This is a genomic window from Mesorhizobium sp. P2_A12 (genome assembly GCF_056405075.1).
Window position 1 is genome coordinate 119,711 of record NZ_JBFUCU010000010.1, and the last position, 21,445, is coordinate 141,155.

22 protein-coding genes and 1 pseudogene are annotated in these 21,445 nt (G+C 61.0%); 13 read left to right on the forward strand and 10 right to left on the reverse strand.

All coding sequences use genetic code 11. The features are described from left to right. Window positions 1–28 precede the first annotated feature (28 nt). Window positions 29–1,507 (reverse strand): ABC transporter substrate-binding protein, encoded by a 1,479-nt coding sequence (locus AC1DZU_RS21555; protein ID WP_477288125.1) that lies wholly within the window; start codon window positions 1,505–1,507, stop codon window positions 29–31. A gap of 214 nt (window positions 1,508–1,721) precedes the next feature. Here AC1DZU_RS21555 and AC1DZU_RS21560 point away from each other — a divergent pair, with 214 nt between their 5' ends. From AC1DZU_RS21560 to AC1DZU_RS21575, 4 genes are all read left to right on the forward strand, one after another. Next, window positions 1,722–2,432 carry a GntR family transcriptional regulator gene (locus tag AC1DZU_RS21560; RefSeq protein ID WP_477288127.1) on the forward strand — a complete coding sequence of 237 codons (711 nt, stop codon included), beginning with the start codon at window positions 1,722–1,724 and terminating at the stop codon, window positions 2,430–2,432. Window positions 2,433–2,486: 54 nt separating this feature from the next. Then, on the forward strand, window positions 2,487–3,653 hold the full coding sequence (locus tag AC1DZU_RS21565) for a mandelate racemase/muconate lactonizing enzyme family protein (protein WP_477288129.1): 1,167 nt from the start codon (window positions 2,487–2,489) through the stop codon (window positions 3,651–3,653). A gap of 64 nt (window positions 3,654–3,717) precedes the next feature. After that, the gene (locus AC1DZU_RS21570) at window positions 3,718–5,076 is read left to right on the forward strand and encodes a mandelate racemase/muconate lactonizing enzyme family protein (RefSeq protein ID WP_477288131.1); all 1,359 of its coding nucleotides are present in this window, start codon (window positions 3,718–3,720) and stop codon (window positions 5,074–5,076) included. Window positions 5,077–5,114: 38 nt separating this feature from the next. Further along, entirely contained in the window at window positions 5,115–6,311 is a 1,197-nt protein-coding gene (locus AC1DZU_RS21575) for a mandelate racemase/muconate lactonizing enzyme family protein (protein WP_477288133.1), read from the forward strand. Between the two features lie 109 nt (window positions 6,312–6,420). Here AC1DZU_RS21575 and AC1DZU_RS21580 read toward each other — a convergent pair whose 3' ends face one another. Further along, the gene (locus AC1DZU_RS21580) at window positions 6,421–7,026 is read right to left on the reverse strand and encodes a TetR/AcrR family transcriptional regulator (protein ID WP_477288135.1); all 606 of its coding nucleotides are present in this window, start codon (window positions 7,024–7,026) and stop codon (window positions 6,421–6,423) included. A 59-nt stretch (window positions 7,027–7,085) separates the two neighbouring features. On the opposite strand from AC1DZU_RS21580, the gene AC1DZU_RS21585 reads away from it, so the two are divergent. After that, entirely contained in the window at window positions 7,086–7,529 is a 444-nt protein-coding gene (locus AC1DZU_RS21585; protein ID WP_477288137.1) for a DUF2147 domain-containing protein, read from the forward strand. Beyond that, window positions 7,526–7,927 carry a DUF5360 family protein gene (locus tag AC1DZU_RS21590; RefSeq protein ID WP_477288138.1) on the forward strand — a complete coding sequence of 134 codons (402 nt, stop codon included), beginning with the start codon at window positions 7,526–7,528 and terminating at the stop codon, window positions 7,925–7,927. Before AC1DZU_RS21585 ends, AC1DZU_RS21590 begins: the two co-directional genes overlap by 4 nt. 235 nt (window positions 7,928–8,162) lie before the next feature. Here AC1DZU_RS21590 and AC1DZU_RS21595 read toward each other — a convergent pair whose 3' ends face one another. Beyond that, on the reverse strand, window positions 8,163–8,552 hold the full coding sequence (locus AC1DZU_RS21595; protein ID WP_477288140.1) for a VOC family protein: 390 nt from the start codon (window positions 8,550–8,552) through the stop codon (window positions 8,163–8,165). Beyond that, a complete protein-coding gene (locus AC1DZU_RS21600) occupies window positions 8,549–9,148 on the reverse strand; it encodes a TetR/AcrR family transcriptional regulator (protein ID WP_477288142.1) in 600 nt (199 codons plus the stop codon). The genes AC1DZU_RS21595 and AC1DZU_RS21600 overlap by 4 nt, the downstream gene beginning before the upstream one ends. 114 nt (window positions 9,149–9,262) lie before the next feature. On the opposite strand from AC1DZU_RS21600, the gene AC1DZU_RS21605 reads away from it, so the two are divergent. The 3 genes from AC1DZU_RS21605 to AC1DZU_RS21615 all read left to right on the forward strand — a co-directional run bounded on the left by AC1DZU_RS21605 (window position 9,263) and on the right by AC1DZU_RS21615 (window position 11,394). Continuing rightward, on the forward strand, window positions 9,263–10,264 hold the full coding sequence (locus AC1DZU_RS21605; RefSeq protein WP_477288144.1) for an NADP-dependent oxidoreductase: 1,002 nt from the start codon (window positions 9,263–9,265) through the stop codon (window positions 10,262–10,264). Between the two features lie 208 nt (window positions 10,265–10,472). Beyond that, window positions 10,473–11,120, forward strand: a complete 648-nt coding sequence (locus AC1DZU_RS21610; RefSeq protein ID WP_477288146.1) for an SRPBCC family protein — start codon at window positions 10,473–10,475, stop codon at window positions 11,118–11,120. 160 nt (window positions 11,121–11,280) lie between these two features. Then, window positions 11,281–11,394 (forward strand): hypothetical protein, encoded by a 114-nt coding sequence (locus AC1DZU_RS21615; RefSeq protein WP_477288148.1) that lies wholly within the window; start codon window positions 11,281–11,283, stop codon window positions 11,392–11,394. An 18-nt stretch (window positions 11,395–11,412) separates the two neighbouring features. On the opposite strand, the gene AC1DZU_RS21620 is transcribed toward AC1DZU_RS21615, so the two are convergent. After that, window positions 11,413–12,228, reverse strand: a complete 816-nt coding sequence (locus AC1DZU_RS21620) for a helix-turn-helix domain-containing protein (RefSeq protein ID WP_477288150.1) — start codon at window positions 12,226–12,228, stop codon at window positions 11,413–11,415. Between the two features lie 112 nt (window positions 12,229–12,340). On the opposite strand from AC1DZU_RS21620, the gene AC1DZU_RS21625 reads away from it, so the two are divergent. Then, a complete protein-coding gene (locus tag AC1DZU_RS21625; protein WP_477288152.1) occupies window positions 12,341–13,231 on the forward strand; it encodes an NAD-dependent epimerase/dehydratase family protein in 891 nt (296 codons plus the stop codon). A gap of 36 nt (window positions 13,232–13,267) precedes the next feature. Here the strand turns inward: AC1DZU_RS21625 and AC1DZU_RS21630 are convergent, their stop codons facing one another. From AC1DZU_RS21630 to AC1DZU_RS21640, 3 genes are read right to left on the reverse strand one after another with little or no spacing between them, the layout of a single operon-like run. Beyond that, a complete protein-coding gene (locus AC1DZU_RS21630; RefSeq protein ID WP_477288154.1) occupies window positions 13,268–14,083 on the reverse strand; it encodes an alpha/beta hydrolase in 816 nt (271 codons plus the stop codon). A gap of 9 nt (window positions 14,084–14,092) precedes the next feature. Then, window positions 14,093–15,580: an NAD-dependent succinate-semialdehyde dehydrogenase gene (locus tag AC1DZU_RS21635; RefSeq protein WP_477288156.1), complete on the reverse strand. Its 1,488-nt coding sequence runs from the start codon at window positions 15,578–15,580 to the stop codon at window positions 14,093–14,095. Further along, on the reverse strand, window positions 15,577–16,824 hold the full coding sequence (locus AC1DZU_RS21640; RefSeq protein WP_477288158.1) for an iron-containing alcohol dehydrogenase: 1,248 nt from the start codon (window positions 16,822–16,824) through the stop codon (window positions 15,577–15,579). Before AC1DZU_RS21640 ends, AC1DZU_RS21635 begins: the two co-directional genes overlap by 4 nt. 258 nt (window positions 16,825–17,082) lie before the next feature. Here AC1DZU_RS21640 and AC1DZU_RS21645 point away from each other — a divergent pair, with 258 nt between their 5' ends. The 3 genes and pseudogenes from AC1DZU_RS21645 (at window position 17,083) to AC1DZU_RS21655 (ending at window position 19,162) form a co-directional block, all read left to right on the forward strand. Further along, window positions 17,083–17,781: a GntR family transcriptional regulator gene (locus AC1DZU_RS21645; RefSeq protein WP_095087567.1), complete on the forward strand. Its 699-nt coding sequence runs from the start codon at window positions 17,083–17,085 to the stop codon at window positions 17,779–17,781. A 149-nt stretch (window positions 17,782–17,930) separates the two neighbouring features. Then, window positions 17,931–18,497: pseudogene (locus AC1DZU_RS21650) on the forward strand (substrate-binding domain-containing protein); the annotation flags it as partial. Between the two features lie 71 nt (window positions 18,498–18,568). Next, window positions 18,569–19,162, forward strand: coding sequence for a DJ-1/PfpI family protein (locus AC1DZU_RS21655; RefSeq protein ID WP_457154763.1), 594 nt, complete (start codon window positions 18,569–18,571; stop codon window positions 19,160–19,162). A gap of 63 nt (window positions 19,163–19,225) precedes the next feature. On the opposite strand, the gene AC1DZU_RS21660 is transcribed toward AC1DZU_RS21655, so the two are convergent. Both AC1DZU_RS21660 and AC1DZU_RS21665 read right to left on the reverse strand, forming a co-directional pair. Next, on the reverse strand, window positions 19,226–20,122 hold the full coding sequence (locus AC1DZU_RS21660; protein ID WP_477288160.1) for an NAD-dependent epimerase/dehydratase family protein: 897 nt from the start codon (window positions 20,120–20,122) through the stop codon (window positions 19,226–19,228). A 90-nt stretch (window positions 20,123–20,212) separates the two neighbouring features. Further along, window positions 20,213–21,370: a mandelate racemase/muconate lactonizing enzyme family protein gene (locus AC1DZU_RS21665; protein ID WP_477288162.1), complete on the reverse strand. Its 1,158-nt coding sequence runs from the start codon at window positions 21,368–21,370 to the stop codon at window positions 20,213–20,215. Window positions 21,371–21,445 lie beyond the last annotated feature (75 nt).

The following is a 21,445-nucleotide window of genomic DNA, read 5'->3' on the forward strand; positions in this document are numbered from 1 at the left end:
GCCGGTCGGATCGTAAGTTAGGTTCAAACTAGAGCTTGCCCTCTACCAGGCTCTTCACCTTTTCGGCCGCGTCGTCCGCTGCCTGGTCGACGGTCATCGCTCCGGTCAGGGCATTCTGCAGCATGTCCGGGACGATGATGTTCATGATCTCGGGAGACTGCGGCAGCGCTGGAAACGGGATGCCGTATGGCAGCATCGACGTCGTGACATCGAGGAACTTGATGCTGTCCAGACGTTCCTTCATCCATTTGGTCTTGAAGCCGTTGAGGTTGCCCGGGTTCGAGCCGGCGTAGGCCATCTTCAGCGACCATTCAGGGCTCGTCCACATGCAGATGATGGCCTTTGCAGCCGGCTCGTCCACCTTGCCGCCCTCGACATATTCGGGCTTCAGGATGTGAATGTTCGAGCCGCCGAATACAACCGCCCGCTTGCCGTCTGGGCCAGTCGGAATCAGGCCGTAGCGCATGTTGTCGATGACGGTCTGCGCCTTGTCCTTGTCGGTGCCCGTCGCCTTTTTCTGCAGGTCTAGCATGACGTTGTAGTCGGACGGGTGCGAGACCATCATGCCGAGTTGGCCGGCGAGGAACAGCGGCTGGTTATCGGCCTGCTGGTTGGTGAGTGCCGACACTGGAACCGACTTGTCGCGAACATACATATCGTACGAGGCTTGCAGCGCCGCCTTGCTCTGCGGGCTATTGAGTTCGACCTCCTTATAGGTCGGGTTTGCGGTGGCTTCGTCGAAGACGCCGCCGCCATAGGCCCACAGTTGCGGCATGAAGCGGTATGGCGTGTTGCCGGCATTCTTGCGAGCCACGAGGCCGTAACCGGAAATGCCGAGCTTGTCGTGGATCTGCTTGGAATATTTGACCACGTCATCCCAGGTCGCTGGCGCCTTGTCCGGATCGAGGCCGGCACGCTTGAAGATGTCGGCGTTCCAGATGAACGCCATCGTCTCGTTGTTGGTCGGAATACCGTAGGTCACTCCGTCCCAGGTCACCGCCTTCATGGCGCCGGGCCAGAAATCCTCGGTCGAATACCCCACATCCTCGGGCTTGAGCGGCTGCAGATATCCCTTTGCGGCGAACTCGGTACCACCCAGGATTTGCAGGCGAACCGCCATCGGCGCGGCGTTGCCCAGGAGCGCGGTGCGGAACTTGTCGAGAAGGTCGTTGTAGGTGAGGGCTTGTTCCTCGAGCTGGATGTTTGGATAGGTCTTGCGGAAGGTCTCGAAGAAGTCCTTGTAGTACTGGCGCAGGAGGTCGGGATCGCCCTCGAACACGCCCTGATACCAGAAGGTCAGTCGCCCCTTGTAGTCGAGGGGGGTGACTTTGCCGCAATCGGCGGCCGTATCAAAATCCTGTGTGCCCGCAATGGAACGCACATATTCCGGCGACCACTTGCTCAAATCGACCGGCGGCGCACCCAGCGCCGACGCGGACAGCGATACCACTAAAGCAGTGGAGACGGTGCCGCGCAGGACGGCACCACCGAGTGTAATCCTCGTCATAGGTATCCTCCAGGTTCTCTCCCATGCCGCTCTGCGTCGAGGCAAGCGGTCTTTGCTCGTTCGATCGCGGAACGTCTTCCTGTTCTGTGTATCCCTTCGAGCACTTTGTACGTTTTCAGATCGTGGATTGTCTGTCAACGCGATAAATCGTACATTGTTTATGGAAACCGTGCGTGATATCGATTAAAGTGTGTATTGAATTGGGGAGCCGGCCTTGGCCGATACAAGCGATTTTAAAGCAGAGCCACCCGCGGGGATTGACCCCATCGGGGCCTCCAGCGAGGGAGCCTCGCTTTATGAGCTGATCAGGGAAGACATCATCGAGGGGCGGCTCGCCGCCAACGAGCGGCTTGTGGTGACCGAACTCGCCCGGCGTCACGGCACCTCGACCAACCCCGTGCGCGAGGCTCTGCAGCTGTTGCGCGGGGAGGGCTTCGTCACCTTTGTCGCCAACCGCGGGGCGCGAGTCCGGCCCATAGATCAGGATTTTGTCCGGGATATCTACGAGATCGGAGTCCTGATCGAGCCAGCCCTGACGCGATGGTTTGTGAATATGGCGACCGTCGAAGACATTGCCGAACTCGAACGTATCCAAGGCCTGATTGAAGAGAACAACTTTGCCGACACGTTCAGGCACAGTGAGCTGGATACCGCCTTCCACACCGTGATGTACCAGCGGCATTACAACCGCCATGCCGCCGAGCTCTGGTGGAAGCATCGCGAAGTGCTGCGGGCCGTGAGCCGGCGTTTCAATTTCACGCTCGCAAGGCGGGCCGCAATCCTTCGCGAGCATCGCGAACTTATCGCACTCGTGAAGGCGGGAGAGGCAGACAAGGCCGCCGACCTCATTTCCCGCCATGTCGAGGGTTCCGGCCGGCATGTTCTCGAACAGATGCGTGCGCGCAACGCCGCTCGGGCCGGATAGAATTTCCAATCTGGAACATCGTTAGCCTGACAATCAGATGAAGGTAGTTGAGAGATGAAAATCACGAGCGTTCGGCCGTGGCTGATCAAGTCCGATGCTTCATATTGGGGAGAGTACCTGTTCGTCGAAGTGACGACCGATGAGGGGGTGAGCGGCTGGGGAGAGATCACAACCACCACCAGGCTCGCCAACCGCGCTCTCTGCACGATCCTTCGGCAGATCGGCATCGCCGTGACCGGCGAGGATCCGGCGCGCATCGAGCACCTCTGGCACAAGATTTTCCGCAGCTTCACCTATATGGGCAGCCGCGGCGCCGCCGTCGAATGCGTGAGCGCCATCGACATCGCCCTCTGGGATATCCGCGGCAAAGTCCTTGGCAAGCCGATCTACGAACTGCTGGGCGGACCGGTACGCGATGAAATCGCGCTCTACACCCATCCCAACCAGGCCAAATTTACCAGCAAGGAGGCTGTGGTCCGCGAAATTCGAGACATCGTCGAGTCCGGGCACGCCGGGCTCAAGTTCGACCCTTTCCCCCATCAGGGTCGCACCCCCGATGGTCTGTCCCGCGAACAGCGGGACGGCTACCTCGATGGCAGCATGACCCGCAAGGATGAGCGCGAAGCGGCCGAACTCACGGCGCTGATCCGCGAAACGGCGGGCCCCGATGTCGACATCCTGATCGACGCGCATGGCCGCTTCGACGTTCCCACCGCCATTCGCCTGTGCCGTAGCCTCGAGGAAGCCGGCCAGATCGACTGGTTTGAGGAGCCTTGCCCGCCAGAGAGCCTCAACGCCCTCAAGCAGGTGCGTGAGAAAGTCAGTGCCGCTATCTCATGGGGCGAGCGCGGCCACACGAAGTGGGATTTCGTGCCGGTGCTCGAGAACAAGCTCGCTGACTACATCATGCCGGACGTTACCTGGACCGGCGGCATTACCGAACTGAAGAAGATTTCCGCCCTGTGCGAGGCCTATTACATCCCGGTCTCGCCGCATGACGCCGCCGGGCCGATCAACGTGGTTGCGGGAGCGCAGGTGATGATGACCGTGCCTAACTTTTACAAGCTCGAAACGTCGGAGTGGAACCTGGGCAAATACGATCACCTCATCGACAGACCGCTCGACGTCACGAACGGCAACCTCAAGCTGACGTCGAAGCCTGGTCTCGGCGTTGAGATGAACCGCGACTACCTGCAGGCCAACGAGATAGAGCTGGGCTAGCCACGCTCCGTGCTGCCCAAGGCGCGCTTTCGACAAAGCCCGCCGACCACAATGAGGATAAGTCATGCCAAAGACAGGTGGAGCCGACGGGGCGCTCAGTCGGGTGAACACGAATTCCAAGCCGAGTGACCTGCGCATCACCGACCTGCGCGTCGCCGAAATCGTCGGCGCGCCGTTCACCTCCGCGCTTATCAAGATCTACACCAACCAGGGCATTGTCGGCCTTGGCGAGGTGCGCGACGGTGCCAGCGCCACCTATGCGCTGATGCTGAAGAGACGGTTGCTTGGCGAGAACCCTTGCGACATCGATCGACTGTTCCGGCGCATCAAGCAATTTGGCGGTCATGGGCGGCAGGGTGGTGGTGTCTCGGCAATCGAGATCGCCCTCTGGGACCTCGCCGGCAAGGCCTATGGCGTGCCGATCTACCAGATGCTCGGAGGACGGTTCCGCGACACGGTGCGTGTCTATTGCGACACCGACGCTGAGAGGCCCAGTGGCACCGAGACCGGAAAGCGGCTCAAGGCGCGGATGGACCTCGGTTTCACCTTCCTCAAGATGGACCTCGGGCTGGCACAGATCTCCAACATCCCAGGCGCGGTGGTGGCGCCGGCCGGCGTGCTCGACGGTTTCCGCACGCATGCCGGCCGCGGGCGAGCAGGCACGCTGGACGAGCGCCGGGCGCGCAATGCCGCTTACGACGCGCAGAACGTGCCGCATCCCTTCACCGGCCTCCACTTCACCGAAAAGGGCATCGACCTGCTCGATCAGTATATCCACGAGGTCCGCGAGGTGATCGGCTACGAGATCCCGCTCGCCATCGACCATGTTGGCCACGTCTCGCTGCAGGACGGCATCCGTCTCGCCCGGCGGATCGAGAAATACGCACCCGCCTGGCTCGAGGACGTGATCCCCTGGCAGTACACCGACCAGTATCGGCGTTTGCAGGAGGCAACGTCGGTGCCGATCTGCACGGGTGAGGACATCTACCTCAAGGAAGGCTTCGAGCCGCTGCTCAACTCAGGCATCTCAGTCATCCATCCGGACTTGCTTACCACCGGCGGCATCCTCGAGACGAAGAAGATCGGCGACGCGGCACAGGACCACGGCGTTGCCATGGCCATTCACATGGCGGAAAGCCCGATCGCGGCAATGGCCGCCGCGCATGTCGCGGTGGCCACGGAAAACTTCATGGCGCTCGAATATCACAGCGTGGAAGTGGGCTGGTGGGACGATATCGTCACCGGCTTGCCCAAGCCGCTGGTCAAGGACGGGTTCATCACAGTGCCCGACAAGCCGGGCCTGGGCATCGACGACGTGGTCGATGAAGTCATCAGCCAACACCTGCAGGACGGTGTCAAAGGCATCTGGCAGCCGACCGACCACTGGGACGACGAATATTCCTGGGACCGGACCTGGAGCTGACCGCCTCACGTTTTGAGGCAGTGTAGGAAAGGGAAAGCATGAAGATCACCGATCTACGGTGCGCCGTCATCGGCAAGCATCCCATCGTCCGCATCGTCACCGACGAAGGTCTTTATGGCCTCGGCGAGGTTGAGTACACCAAGCCTTATCTCAAGCCCTGGGTGCTGCATTTTCGCGACGCGCTGATCGGCGAGGACCCAACCGACGTCGAGCGCTGCATGCTGAAGATCCGCCAGCGCGGCTCGTTCAAGCCCTATGGCGCCGCCGTCTCCGCCATCGAGCATGCCTTGTGGGACATTGCCGGCAAGGCGGCAGGAGTTCCGGTCTACAAATTGCTCGGCGGCAAGGTCCGCGACAAGGTGCGGGTCTATAACGGCTCCATCCGCAAAAAAAGGACCGGCGACAGGCCCGAGGACTATGCGGCGGATGTCAAATGGATGATGGAGCAACCGCAAAGCTTCTTCATGGTGAAGCAGGGGATCAGCTTTCACTCCAACATGAAGACGAGCGTACCCGACTTCCATTACGGTGTCCGGCAGCCGCCGACCTATCACGGCGCGATGGACCAGGGGCAGATCAGCGAGCGCGGCATGGCGCATATGATCGACTGCGTCATCGCCATGAAAGAAGTGCTCGGCGACAAGGTTTCGCTCGCGTTGGATTGCGGCCCCGGCTGGTTCCTGCCCGACGCCATCCGCTTCGCGCAGGCGGTGGAAAAATACAATCTCATGTGGCTCGAGGACATGCTGACGGGCGACTACGTGCCGTGGGTCAATCCGCAGGCCTACCGCGAACTCACGACATCCACCTCCACCCCCATCCATACGGGAGAGCAGATCTACCTGCGTCACAACTTCAAGGAACTGATCGAGACGCAGGCAGTGCGCGTCATCGGCCCGGATCCTGCCGACATCGGTGGCATCGCCGAGCTCAAATGGGTCGCCGAGCACGCCTATATGCACTCGATCCTGATGGCGCCGCACGGCACCGCGAACGGTCTCCTCGGTCTCGGCGCGCTGATCAATGTTTGCGCCACCTTGCCCGCCAACTACATCGCCTTCGAATACCCGAGCGCCTCCGACCCCTGGTGGGAGGACCTCGTCATTGGGCTGCCGTCGCAGATCGTGAAGGACAGCATGGTGGACCTGCTGGAAGCGCCGGGGCTAGGCCTCGATATCGACGCCAAGGCTGCCAAGAAATACCTCAGTGAGGAGGATGCGGGCTTCTTCGACTGACCTCCTTTCGCCACCTGACGTCGTGAGATGCGTGGCCGCCAAACTGCCCGATTGAGCGCGACCGCGCCTTGTTTGGCCGCGGCGCCTTCCGGAGCCGCGGACATGTTCGTCATAGTCCCTTGATCAGGACATCAACTATCGCTGCCGCACGAGGCTTACCATTTGCCTCGTCAGTACCGTCAATCAATGTGCCATCCAGCCGCAAGCTCACATAGCCATGTATCATCGACCATGCGGCAATCACTTGTGTGTCTGCGCTGATCGTGCGGGACGTAGCCACGGGCCCCAGCACTTGCTTCACTGTCTCGTAAATGACCGTTCCTGCGGCGTCCAAGTTCATGTCCGTCACATCAAGACAATCCTTGCGCCACAGAAGTCGGTAGCGATTGGGATGGCGCAGGGCGAACCGAACGATCGCATCGGCAAAGACGCTCAAACGTTCATCACGGCCCGCCGAGTTGGTGGCCAGGGCCTTTTCCACCGCTTGCTGGACGTCTCCAAAAATCTGCACTGCAACGGCTGTAAGCAGCGCCGCGCGATCCTTGAAATGGTTCGCCGGCGCCGAATGCGCGACACCCGCACGACGTGCGACTTCGCGGATCGTTACGGCGTCAACACCCGATTCATCCAGGGCCGCCAGAGCGGCAACCATCAACGCGCGGCGTAAGTCGCCATGATGATAGGCTTGGTGAGAATTGCCGCGTGCATTGTTCATATTGACACTGTCCATATCGGATTGTAGGGATATGGACAATGTCCATATGAGGATCGATCATGTCAAAGTCCAGCTTTGTGTCCTTAGCCATCGCTGCGTCCTTCAGCCTACTAGCGACTGCTTCCGGGGCACAACCTCTCTCGGGAACCTGGCTGACGGAAGACGGCTCGTCCCGCGTACGCTTTGAAACCTGTGGCAGCAACGTATGCGGGCAAATTGTCTGGCTCAAAGAGCCCAATGATCCGGCGACGGGCAAGGCTTGGCTAGACAAGTTCAACCCACAGGCCGACCTCAAGCAAAGGCCCTTGCTTGGTCTTACGCTGCTTAGCGAACTCGGCCACATAAGCAATGGCAAGTATGAGGGCAAGCTCTACAATCCGCTCGACGGCCGGACCTACAACGGCAAGCTGAGGCTTGAAGGCGAGACGACACTCGAACTCAAGGGATGCGCCCTCGCAGGTCTCCTTTGTCAGTCCGAAACCTGGACCCGGGTGACTCCGTGACATTGGCAGTGTCGTCGATGAGCCCTATGCCACGCTCCCTTCGCAGACAGATCACTGCAACGGATATATTCTTTCTCCTCTACTGGCTGTTGACGGCCATCAACCTGTTTCCGCCCGATTGGTTTTACAACGACTACACCAATCCCATTCTCGTGGCCTGGAACTGGTCCTATTTTCCGATCGACGTCATCTTCGCCCTGCTGGGCCTGTACGCAGTCCATCTCTCCAAGAGAGGCGACCATGGTAAGGCGAAAATCCTGGTCGTTGTTGCCCTCACATTGATGCATGCTTCAGGACTGATGGCGATTTCGTTTTGGTCGCTCAGGCAAGAGCTTGACCCTGTGTGGTGGATACCCAATCTGTATCTGGCCATTATGCCCATTTTCTACATCAGATGAGCCCTGGGCAACGTCTGACAAGCTCGCTTTCTTTCGAGGCGAAGGACCAGTCGAGCGCGCACATCCTTCCATTCGGGGCAGGCCGTTGCGCGCGTCGCACGATCGAACCTGGATCGGTCTCGCGGAATATCGTCCTGATGCCCGGTGTTCTGATTTGGCCCAATCCAAGTCAGCTGTGGATTCATAGGAATCCACGGCGTTTTCGCAACGTCCGCCGACCTGATGTCGCCAGGATTCACTCGACGCGCAGCACTTGCCCGGTTGCATCGGTCACGAAGGTGCCCTTGGTTTGGTCGAGCATCACCAGTGCATTGCCAAACGGATCACGAACGACGGCGCAACGGCCGATCGGGATGTCGAACGGCTTCTTGATAATCGCACCGCCCGCGTCGACGAAGCGCTCCAGCGCGGCGTCGACACTGTCCACAAGCAGATCCACCTCGGGACCCAGATCGGTATGCAGGACAAGCTCCGCGTCCGTTCCTGGCATTCCCAGCCCAGCTGCTTGTGACGATCGCCAGAGAAGTGGATGCCCAAGGGCTTCGGAGTAGAACCCCAGAGCGGCATCCAGGTCCGCCACCTTGAGCATCACGCAATCGATCTTGTGGAATAGTGGTCCGCTCATGGCAGTTCCGGCGCAAAGGACGGCGCGGGCGCCGACAGCCAACTGATGATGAGGGTGGCCAGACTTTGCGCCGCCTCTTCCTTCGTGGCGGCGCCGCGAACCATCTCAGCCGACAGCGCCTCGGCCGCGCCGATGATGCCGACGCAGCGACGGCGGACATCCGCCTGAGGAAGCGGTGACAGCGGCTCCAGCACCTCGACGTAGAACGCGACGTGTCCGTCGATCATCTCTCGTTGATAGGCATCCATTTGCGCATCGCCCTTTAGCGCGGCACCGATCGCATGCCATTCGGGACCGACTGACGTGTAGCAATCCATGTAGGCTTCCGAGACTACGCGCGCGACGTCTTCCATGCGCGGTGGCGTCCGTTCGACAGCCGCCGCAAGCGCGGCCACCTGTCGGTCGTTGATCTCTTTGTAGAGTGCGATCATGAGCCCCGCGCGCGTCTCGAAATGGCTGTAGGCGATAGGTTTGCTGACCCGGGCTCGTTCGGCAAGCGCTCCAAGCGTCAGCGCATCCGTCCCTTCTTCACGCACGATGGCATGGGCATTCTCCAGAAGCTGTGCCCGCCGGTCGTCTCTGGGCATCTTCTTCATTCAAGGCTCTTTCCCGCGCTTGACAGCGCAGATGATGCACTGATATTACCAATAGTAACTTACTAATGGTAACATGCTTTGACCCGGAGCGCCAGCCCGGGGGAGGAGGTTTTTGTGCCTATCGTTTCGCGCCAATTTCACTTAGCCAAGCGTCCCTCCGGTTTGCCTGGCCCCGGCAACTTCAAACTGGTCGAACGGCCACTCGACCCACGCGCCGAGGGTCAGCTCGTGGTCAGGAACGAATGGATCTCGGTTGATCCCTATATGCGTGGCAGGATGGCGGATCGGAAGACCTACATTCCGCCTTTCGAGCTCAACCAGCCGATGGATGGGGCTGCCATTGGCGTTGTGGTCGAGAGCGGCGTTGACGCCTTTTCTGCGGGCGACACGGTCAGCCACTTCAGCGGCTGGCGTGACTATGCGCTGATCGATGCCGCTTCCGCCAACAGGATCGAACTCGCCGCGCCGAAATCGGCCTATCTCGGTGCGCTCGGCTTTCCAGGCCTTGCCGCCTATGCCGGCCTGTTGCGGATCGGCCAGCCCAAGCCGGGCGAGACAGTGTTTGTCTCGGCGTCTGCTGGAGCGGTCGGATCCCTTGTCGCGCAGATCGCGAAGATCAAGGGGTGTCGCGTGGTTGGGTCGGTCGGCTCCGACGAAAAGGCCCGCTGGCTGCTGGACGCAGGTATCAACGCGGTGGTCAACTACAAGAAGTCACCCGACCTGGCAGCAGCGCTGGCCGACGTCGCGCCTGAGGGCATCGACATCTATTTTGACAATGTGGGCGGAGTGCATCTGGAAGCCGCGATTGCAGCGGCCAATAACTTTGCTCGCTTCCCCTTGTGCAGGATGATCGGGCAGTACAACAACCAGCCAGTCGGCCCCCGCAACATCTATTCCGTGCTCGAAAAAAGCATAAGGCTTCAAGGGTTCCTCGCCTCGAACCACCTCGATCTCTGGCAGGACTTTCAGCGGGACGTTACCCGATGGATTTCCGAAGGCAGGGTTACTTGGAAGGAGACCATCTTCGACGGACTTGAGAGTGCCCCCACCGCATTTCTCGGCCTGTTTGCCGGCGAGAACATCGGCAAGATGCTTGTCCGGCTGGCGGACGCCTGAGGAGCTCCGCCGATGCTTCTGGCCTCTACCTGCCCGAGTTGCTCATTGAGCCCGCCGTCATGATCAAGAGGCCTCGAAGAGTTCGACCGCCGGGCCCAAGGTAGGCGCCCGTGTAGGCCACTGCCCGCCCCGACGCGAACCAGCCTGTCGCCCTCAAGGCCTACCTTCCCAAATCACCGACACCACAGTTCAGCGATGGAGCTCCACCATGACATTCGACCTCAGCGCCCACATCAACGCCATGACCCGCATCGTCCGCAATCTCGAGCGCGACGGCAAGCCCGCCAAAGCGGTGGTCGCCTCCTGCGTCTACGACACCTCTGCAGCCGACCTCTGGGATGCGCTGACCAGCAAGGAGCGAATGGAACGATGGTTCCTGCCGGTGAGTGGCGATCTCAGACTTGGTGGCCGCTACCAGTTCCAGGGCAATGCTGGCGGCACGATTACGGAGTGCCGGCCGCAAGAGCGGATCGGCGCGACCTGGGAGTTTGGCAGCAACGTCACGTGGGTCACCGTCACGCTGACGCGGGACGCCCAGGGCACTCGGCTTGAGCTGGAGCACGTTGCGATCATAGATCCGAACCTTCCGCCCTTCGGACCGGGCGCGGTCGGCGTTGGCTGGGAACTCGGCTTCATGGGGTTGGCACGGCACATCGCCGATCCCACCACGGCGATCGACCCCGCGGAAGGTGCAGTGTGGCCGACCACGGCGGAGGGCAAGGATTTTGTGCGGATCTCCAGCATCGGCTGGGGCGAAGCCGACATTGCGGCCGGTGAGGATCTCGCAAAGGCGCGTGCCGGCGCCGAGATGACGCGACAATTCTACACCGGCGAGATGCAGCCGCCGGTGGGGTGATGCACGCTTCGAGGGGTTTCGGGGCTTAGACGGTTTCGCCGCGCCGGACCAGGCAATCCATTGATCGAGAGTTCTTACAAACGGCTGCACAACTACGTTCGGCTGATCCGGCTGGACAGAAAAGTCACCGTGACACTCGTGCTGCAATGCCTGCGAGCACATGCAGGTCATCCTGGCATGCAAGGCACGCGACCCGGAGGCAGCAGCGGCGGCGATGCAGGCGCATCTGGCGTCGGCCCTGCAGCGGGGCCTGGGGCTTTACTACGGTTACTAGGCTCAGGACCCTGACGCGTCAGGCGACGGAACGCGACCGCTTGATGCCGCGAGGCGTTTCGCCGATCTCGCGCCGCATCCAATGGGAAAGGTGGGATTGGTGAGCGAAGCCCGTCAGATGCGCCACCTCGCTGATGCTCAAGTCGCTTGCCAACAGCAACAAACGCGCCCTTTCGACCCGGCGACGAAGCACATAGCGATGAACGGTCAGTCCCGTCGCAGCTTTGAACCAGGTTCTCAGGTGTGAATTGCTGACCCCAGCGACCCTGCTCAATGTTTCCAGGGACAGCGGGGTTTGGATTTGCGCTTCGATGAAGTCGACTACACGCTTTAGTTGGATCTCGGACAAACGGCTCGCTCGCTCGGTCTCCTTTTCATCAAGATCCAGCAGGCGAACCGCCAGCGCAACGCCGATGCTGTCCGCGAACAGCGATCCGCTCGGTCTGCCTGAGCGGAAATCGTTCTCGAGCGCGCGCGCGAGATACTCAATCCGTTCGTCACGGAGAAGGTGACGCGTCTCAAGCCGTCGAAGGTTCCCCGAACCCAGTTCCGCTGCGACGTTCTCCATCAAGGCTGGTGAGAGGCTGAGTTCAATGGTGTTGAACCGCGTCTCGGCTTCAAATCCTCCTTCCTCTCCCGCGGGCACGAGATCGATATCGCCGGCGCGCCGTACGAAAAACCTCCCAACCTGGCTGCAATAGGAACGCGTCGCTGCGCTTGCGTGGACGAAGACGCGGTGCCGATGGGCTTGGGGCAATTGGAAGCTGCCGGCCTCAACCTGCAATGCCGCGATGGTAACGGCGTTGGCCGCAGACGAAGCAAACTGCGGATGCATGGGCGGCCTCAACGATTGGCGAAACATGCTGAACATTTGGCGAATGCCGCGCGATTTTCAATGCGTTGCCTCGCTAACGTTGACGGTATCGCAATGTTCGAAGGGATTTGACATGAGTACCTATGTTGTTGTGGGCGCCGGTCCGGTGGGGCTCGAAACCGCTCGCCTGCTTGGAGAAGCCGGACATGACGTTGTTCTCACAAGCCGCGGTGTCGGCTCCATTGATCTGAAGCACGCGCGCGCGGTCCAGGCAGATGCCACGGACGCCGACGCGCTCGCGCGGATTAGCCGGGGCGCGGACGCCATTTTCATGTGCGCCATGGCTGCCTATGACCGTTGGCCAACTGATTTTTTCCCGATCATGGATGGGGTCACGCGCGCAGCCGAGATGGTCAGCGCAAAACTGATCGTTCTGGGAAATCTCTATGGATACGGCGCAAATGCCAAGGGCCAGCTTCGCCCCGATCTGCCGCTTGATCCCACCTCGCGCAAGGGCACCGTGCGAACCATAATGTGGCAGCGAGCCCTTGGCGCCGGTGTTCCCGCCATTGAGGTTCGTTCCAGCGATTACCTTGGATACGGCGCTGTCACCTACTTCTCGATCTTGGCATTGCCCTCTCTACTGGAGGCGAAACCCGTAACGTTCCTGGGCAATCTTGATGCGGATCATGCATGGACCTTCACGAAGGACGTGGCCAGAACACTCGTGGCTGCCTCATCCTATGCTGGAGAATGGGGCCGTGCATTTCACGTTCCGTCCCAGCATGCTTCGCCCCGGGACATCATGCGGAAGACCTCGGCGATGCTGGGAAAAAAACTTCCCGAAGTCAGCACCTACTCGCATGCCCAGATGGACGCGTTGGGGATGCACGAACTCGTGGAAATGAGCTACCTCTTCGAAAGTCCGCTGCTAGTCGATTCCTCCGATTCCAAGGCAATCCTCGGAGTGTCGGCGCAGAGTATCGATGTCATGATCGCCGACACCCTTCGCGAACATATCTAGTTGCATGCGGATGATGGCTGGCATGGCTCACCAGTTTCAGGCTGCCACGAGGCGGGCCAGCAGTGACGCGGCATCGGTGCCAGCCACGCCAAGGTCGCGGACGCTGCTCATGTGGTTGGCCGCTGCAAGGGTCGCGCGTGAAACATCCAGTCCTTGTTGCTCCAGGTGGTCCGCATAGATTGCGGCCTGGCTGTGGAAGGGGGGCGTTTCGTCGGCTCCGACCGAGATTTCGACGGCCACCGATGGGTCGCAGATTTTGCTGATTGGCGAGAACCGGCGGACCTCTTCGTCTGTGATCGCAATCTCGCTGGCAAGGAATGAGGTCTGCAATGGTTTCAGGTCGTAGAGGCCGCAAAGCAGCAGTGCGGCTCTGATGCCGGATGGCCGGCTATCGTCGTCAAAAAGCATCGTTGCCAGATGCGCTCCGGCTGAATGACCGCTAACGGTCAGCCGGCCGGGATCGCCCCCATAGTCCGCGATGTGGGAGCCTATCCACTGTCTGGCGCGGCGTACCTGGTCCACGATCGCCGCCATTCTAACGGCGGGCATGAGGGCGTAGTCGACAATGACCGCGATCGCACCTGCAGAGGTAACGGTCTCGGCGACATAGGAATAGTCGCGTTTGGAGAACATCCTCCAGTAGCCACCGTGGATGAACATGTGCACCGGCAGGCGTTCGCGTTTGCCTTTCGGGAAGAACAGATCAACGGTTTCAGTTGCATCAGGTCCATAGGCTACGTCGGCGACCATGGGTATGTTCGCCCTGCTTTGTGTGCTGCGGCGAACAATCTCGGCGACGATGGCGTCGAACTCGGCCACGTGATCACGAATGCGGAACGGATCTTTTTGCATTGTATCTGCTCAGATGGTCACGGCGATGTACTTCGCCTCCATGAACTCGGCAACGCCGTGCTTCTGCCCACCTTCGCGGCCCAGTCCGCTCTGCTTGACCCCGCCAAAGGGCGCCGCAGGATCCGACATCAGGCCGCGGTTCAGGGCGATCATGCCCGACTCGATCTTCGATGCCACACGCATCCCCCTGGCCAGGTCGCGCGTATAGATGTAGGCGGCGAGACCGTATTCGGTGTCGTTGGCCTTTGCGATCACTTCCGCCTCGCTGTCGAAGCGCAGAAGCGGAGCCACCGGACCGAATATCTCCTCATGGGCCATGACGGCGTCAGGGGGCACGTCGCGAAGCACTGTCGGCGGGTAGAAGTAGCCCTTGCCTTCGGTGATCGTCCCTCCGCACAGAACCTTGGCGCCACGGGCAACTGCGTCCTGGACGAGCCGATCGATCTTGTCTACGGCCTTCCTGGTAATCATCGGGCCGCATTCGGTTTCCGAGTCTGTGCCGGGGCCTACTTGGAGGGCTGCCATGCGTTTGCGCAATCCATCGGCGAAGGCATCATGGATGCCGGCCTGGACGTAAAACCGGTTGGCGGCGGTGCAGGCTTCGCCGGCATTGCGCATCTTGGCAACCATCGCACCGTCGAGCGCTGCCTCCAGGTCGGCATCGTCGAACACAACGAACGGTGCGTTGCCGCCAAGTTCCATCGAACAGGAAATGACGTGTTTTGCGGCTTCGGCCAGGAGCACGCGGCCGATGCCTGTCGAGCCGGTGAATGACAGTTTTCTCACTCTTGGGTCGGCAAGCATGGCGGCCGTCACCGGCCCGGAGCTTGAGGTCGTCAGGACGTTGACGACGCCAGGCGGCACGCCTGCTTCCTCATAGAGGGCTGCAAGCGCGTAGGCCGTCAGCGGCGTCTCGCTGGCGGGCTTCAGGATCACCGTGCAGCCTGCCGCGAGCGCCGGCGCGATCTTGCGCGTCGCCATGGCGGCGGGGAAATTCCATGGCGTGATGAGCACGCAAATGCCGATGGGCTGATAGTCGACGACGATCCGGTTCGCGCCCGAGGGGGCGAGGCCGAACTCGCCGCTGATGCGGACCGCCTCCTCGGCGTTCCAGCGAAAAAATTCCGCCGCGTAGGCGACTTCGCCGCGCGCATCGCGCAACGCCTTGCCGTTTTCCAGCGAGATCAGCGCAGCCAACGTCTCTGCCCGTTCGGTCATCAGTTCGAAGCAACGCCGCAGGATTTCCGAACGCCTGCGTGGCGGGGTTTCGCGCCAACCGACCGCTGCCTCCGCAGCCGCGTCGACGGCGAGGGCAGCATCGGCGAGCGTGGCGTCGGGAACCGCCGCGATCACCGCCTCGGTCGATGGGTCGATCACTTCGATCACACGGCGATCCGACGAGGGCTGCCAGCGGCCACCAATGTAGAGGCCGTGCGAAAACGTGGCGTAGTCGGACACACTTTCATCCTCGTCGAATATGTCTGCGGAAATGTTCATTGGACCAGCTCCTGTTGCATCGTGGCTGCAGACATGTCGCCGTCGTAAGCGGCTCTGATCAGCCGTCGCATCGCGGTGAGGTCGAAGGGGCGGGGATTGTTCTTGATCAGCCGGTCGATGCCGAGCGCCTGCTCGGCCGTCCAGTCGATCCTGTCCTCCGGAAGACCAAGTTCAGCCAATGTCGGCGTGATGCCGATGGCACCGAACAGCCGGCTCACCTCTCTTATGGTGGCATGCGCCAGTGCATCAGGTCCGCTGCTGTTCCGATCGGACAGGCCGAGTGCGGCGCCGACTTCAGCAATCTCCGGAGCTGTTGCCGCAAGATTGTATGTCATCACATAAGGCATCATGGTGGCGACGCCGAGCCCATGCGGCGTGTGGGTGAGTGCGCCGACGGGATACTGCACCGCATGAGCGGCAGCCGTTCCAGCTGTGCCGAAGGCGCAACCTGCTGCCAGCGCTCCCATCATGACCTCGGCGCGCGCATCTTCGTCCGATCCGTCGCGATATGCCCTTTCCAGACTGCGGCCCAGCAATCTGATGGCCAGAAGGGCGAAATGGTCGGTCAGGGCGCTCTTGCCGACGAAGACATGCTGTTGCGGCAAATTCGGATCAGCGCCGCGCTTGGCCGCCGTGAAGGCCTCGATTGCATGCGTCAGTGCGTCGGCACCGGCGATCGCCGTTAGGGAAGGTGGACATGTGGCTGTGAGATCCGGATCGCAAAGCGCCACAGCAGCGATGAGATGAGGACTCGAGATGCCGACTTTCAGCGTTCGCTCCGGATCGGATATCACGGCGACGGGGGTCACCTCAGAACCGGTCCCAGCCGTCGTCGGCACGGCGATCACGGGAAGGGTGGGGCCTGGTACCTTGAACTCGCCATAGTAGTCCTGAAGCCTGCCGCCGTGGCTGAGCAAAAGCGCGGCGCATTTTGCCATGTCGAGGCAGCTGCCGCCGCCGATCCCGATGACCATGTCCGGCTTGTAGTCCATCGCCTCCGCTATGCAGGCAGCGACGCTATCGCGGGGCACGTCCGGCAGGGTTCGGTCGTAGACCAGCGTCTCCACTGCGGCGGCGCGCAGGCCGGCAAGAATCTCGGCGAACTCAGTTGTCGTGGCGAAACGCTCATCAGTGCAGACGAACGCACGCCGTCCATACCTGGCGGCAACGGCAGGCAGCACATGGCGCTGGCCTTTGCCGAACAGGATCTCACGCGGCAGGCGCACGGCTGCGAACAACGTCATGGACAGCATCCTTCGAAGAGAGGTTGAAAAACTGAGTGAATTGGGGCAGCGACCGGCCCCGATCTCGAAGTCGTCGTTCAAAGGGCGAGCGCGCCTGCCGGATGCCCCGTCGCCGCGGACGATACCTGGGTGCGCGAGATATGCTCTCGCGGCGCCTTGAGTTGGTTTCATGGATATCCCCTATAAAATCGTATAGGATATAGTATTGAATTGGCCGGAGCATCATGTTAGTGAGTGCTCCTGTCAAGAGGTAAAACCATGCAGAACCCCGACCTGACGGTTGACAATGAAGCCCGCTTGAGCGGCCGCATTCAGCGTGCCAACAGCCTGGCTGGCGACGTGTACGAGGCGATCTTCGGGCAATTGATGTCGCTGCGGATTGCTCCGGGTTCGCGCATCACCGTCGATAATCTCGTCAAGGAATTCAACGTCTCACATACTCCCATTCGCGAAGCGCTTGGCCGGCTGGAAGGCGAGGGGCTGGTGGTCAAGACCCACCTGATCGGCTTTCGGGCCGCACCGCAGATCACCCGCCGCCGCTTTGACGAGCTCTATGAGCTGCGTCTTCTGCTCGAGCCCGCTGCGGCAGCCAAAGCCACCGCAACGCTCGATGACGAGCGTCTAGCCGTACTGCAGGAGGCGGCAGGCGTCATGGCCCGGCGTGTGGGGAAGGATGAACGCCTGCGCTATTCGAACTTTGCCCGCCAGGATGCGATCTTCCATGACAAAATCGTGGAGTTCGCTCAGAACGAGCTCATTCGAGAGACCCTGAATCACCAGCATACGCACTTCCACATCTTCCGCCTGATGTACCACTCGCGAGTGACCGAAGAGGCGCTCGACGAGCACGAGGCAATTCTCGCCGCCTTTTCCGCGGGTGACCCGGACGCCGCCGAAAAGGCGATGCGTGTGCACATCGAGAATTCGCGGGACCGTCTCCTGCCGGCGTTCGAGTAGCCGTTGCGATGTCCCTTGCCATGCGATTTGAGACAGATACCAGCACCTTGCCGGCGCGGCCTGAACGGCCAGCTGAGCCCGTGCTGCGCGCCGATGGCCTTTCAAGGAAATACGGCCCGGTCACGGTACTGTCTGATGTGACGCTGGATATCTTCTACCTTGCCGGCGACAATATCGCGGTGGGAACCAACACAGCGAAGTTCATGATCGACAAGCTGGGTGGCAAGGGCGACCTCGTCGTGCTGCGCGGAATTCCGACCGTCATCGACGACGAGCGTATCAAGGGCTTTGAGGATACGATCAAGGGCACCGGCCTGAAGGTGCTCGACATCCAATATGCCCACTGGAACAGCGATGAAGCCTTCGAGCTCATGCAGGACTACCTGGCCAAGTATCCGCATATCGACGCGGTCTGTGCCAATGATGACGACATGCTGCTCGGCGCACTGGAGGCCGTGAAGCAGTCGGGCCGGACGGACATCAAGCTGGCGTTCGGCGGCAACGGCATGAAGGATATCGTCAAGAAAGTGATCGACGGCGATGCGATGACGCCGGTCGAGACACCATACCCGCCGTCGATGATCAAGACGGCAATCTACATGACCGTCGCCAATCTGATTGGCCAGGCGCCGGTCCGCGGCACGGTCAAGCTTGACGCACCGCTGATCACCCAGGCCAACGCCAAGGGATACTACTTCCCTGACTCCCCGTTCTGATCCCGACTTCGATCCCTTAGGGGCAAGACGCGGGGTGCGCCTTGCCCATCACACAACCGAGAGGAAGAGCCATGCCAGGCAAAAAAATCCTGATGCTGACAGGTGAGTTCACCGAGGAATATGAAATCTTCGTCTACCAGCAGGCGATGGAGGCCGTTGGCCACACTGTCCATGTCGTGTGCCCCGACAAGAACGCCGGCGACTTGATCAAAACGTCGCTGCACGACTTCGAAGGCGACCAGACCTACACGGAAAAGCCCGGTCACAACGCACTGATCAACAAGACATTCTCCGAGGCCGAGAAGCAGCTTGATCAGTATCATGCGGTCTACTGCGCCGGCGGGCGCGGACCGGAATACATCCGCACCGACAAGCGCGTGCAGGCGATGGTGCGGCACTTCCACGAGGCGAAAAAACCGATATTTACGATCTGCCACGGCGTCCAGATTCTGGTCGCCGTGGACGGCGTCGTCCGTGGCAAGAAGGTCGGCGCGCTAGGGGCTTGCGAGCCGGAGGTGACGCTTGCTGGCGGCACCTACATCGATCTGTCTCCGACCGATGCCTATGTGGATGGGACGATGGTTTCGGCCAAAGGTTGGACGGCGCTGGCGGCCTTCATTCGCGAATGCCTGAAGGTGCTGGGAACGGAAATACGCCACACGTGAGCCTGGCCCGACGCATTCCTCAGGGGATGCGTCGGTTCCCTCGATGGGCCACGTCGTGGGCCGTCATGAACCCGCCGGGCGCGTTCGCCAATCATGTTCCTGCTTGAACCCCAGGACCTCGCGCAGCTTTCGATTTGAGATTGGCCCCTCGAACACGCCCATGGAGCGCGTAATCGGCGTGCCGGGCGCATGCTTCTTGAGAAACTCCGCCGTTGGCGTGTCCGCGACAATGTTGTCGTTGACGGCGTTGAATACCTGGAACCCCAAACCGTCCTTCTCGATGCACAAATGCACGATCTGGCCCAGGTCGCGCGCGTCCATATAGGTCCAGCCGTCGCGCCGCCGCTTTGAGGGGTCCACCAGGAATTCCGGAAATCGGGCGTAGTCCTGTGGTTCGACAACGCCGCCGATCCTCAGTGCGTAGATATCGCTTCCCGTTCGGGAAGCGAAGGAGCGCGCGATCTTCTCGCCCAGGACTTTTGATAGGCCATAGCTGTCGGTCGGATCGGTGTCGTAGTCCTCTTCCACCGGAAACGATGTGAAGTCGCGTTCGCCTTCGGCAAAGCACACGCCATAGACCGTTTCGCTGGAAGCTGTAACGACCTTGCGGATGCCGAGTTTGGTGGCGGCCTCGATCACATTGTAGGTCGACTGCACGTTGGCGGCGAACATGGCGTTGTCCGGCCGCAGGAATATCCGCGGGATCGCCGCGAAATGGACCACGGCGTCGACCGGGCCGCGGCCCTTTCCGCCGAAATATTCCTTGAACCCGAAATGCAGCGTCAGCGCATTGTAGGTCTCGCCGGCATCCGCAAGGTTGGTGATGACAGTGTCCACTCCAGGTACATCGAGAGGCGTCAGGTCGAGGTTCAGAACCTGATGCCCACGTTCGAGCAGGTAGGGTATGACGTGGCGGCCGATCTTGCCGCTGCCACCGGTGAAAACGATCCGCTTGCCCATGGTTTCCTCCCAACGGACCTCATTTCGTCGAGCGGCAGAAACGTGGCCAAAACGCACTTCCGCCTTAGCCGCATGTTGTCCGGTCAGCGCCTATTCAAAGACGCCGTAGCCAGGCACGGCGTATTTGTGCACGCCGTCCATGTTGAGCTCGACACCGATGCCGGGCGTGTAGGGTATGGCGATGTGGCCATCCTCGACGATCGACTTGGCGCCACCGGGCAGGCGCACATAGCTATCCCACGCTTCCCGCTCTTCGAGAGCATGCCACTCAAGCACGAGGAAGTTCGGCACGCTCGCGCACACATGGCATGTCGCCATCGTGCCCAGCGGTGTCGACACAAGATGCGGTGCGAAGGGCACATAATACATTTCAGCGAGGTTCGCGATCTTGCGGCTTTCGGCAAGGCCGCCGCATTTAGGCACGTCGGGCATGATGACGTCGGCGCCGTAATTCTGGAACAGCTCCCGGAAACCCCAGCGCAGGTAGAGATTTTCGCCGACGCAGATTGGCGTCTTGGTTCGCATGCGGATCTGTTTCAGGGCCTCGACGTTCTCAGCCGGAATTGGCTCTTCCAGCCACAGAAGGTTGAACCGCTCCATCTCCGACGCTATGCGGCTGGCGCTGAGTACGTCATAGCGCGCGTGCAGGTCGATGCAGAGGTCTACGTCGGGACCGATCGCGTCGCGCACCGCCGCAACGCGCTCCACCATGGAGCGGAGCTCGGCGCCGTTGATGGTGTGGTTCACCGCATCGAACTTTGCCGGATGACGCACGTTGTCGATGTCGAATTTCACCGCCGTGAAGCCCTCGGCCACCATGCGGCGGGCGCGCGTTGCGCACCCCTGCGGCGATCCCGCTTCGTCATCGCCGTGGCCGCAATCGGCATAAAGCCTTATCCGGTCGCGGAACTTGCCGCCGAACATGCGATAGAGCGGCTGCCCCGCCGCCTTCGCCGCCACGTCCCACAGCGCCATTTCAAGCCCGGTCAGCGCGATGAGAAAGACGCCGGCCTGCGCACCGGAAAAGACATGGTCGCGACGGATCTTGTCCCAGCAATATTCGACGTTGCGGGGATCCTGGCCAATGAGTTCCGACTTCAATTCCGAAATAAGTCCGACGATCGCGGCCGCGCCCGCGTCGGGATTTGCCTCGCCATAGCCGGAGATACCGGCGTCGGTATCGATACGGATCAGGGTCGCCTTGCCGTGATAGGCGACGACCGCCGTCTTGATGTCCACGATCTTCATCGAAGCTCCTCCCGAGGTGGCTCACCCATACCTGTGCACTCACCTTGCGGGTAAGGCTCAACTTATCCGATGAGC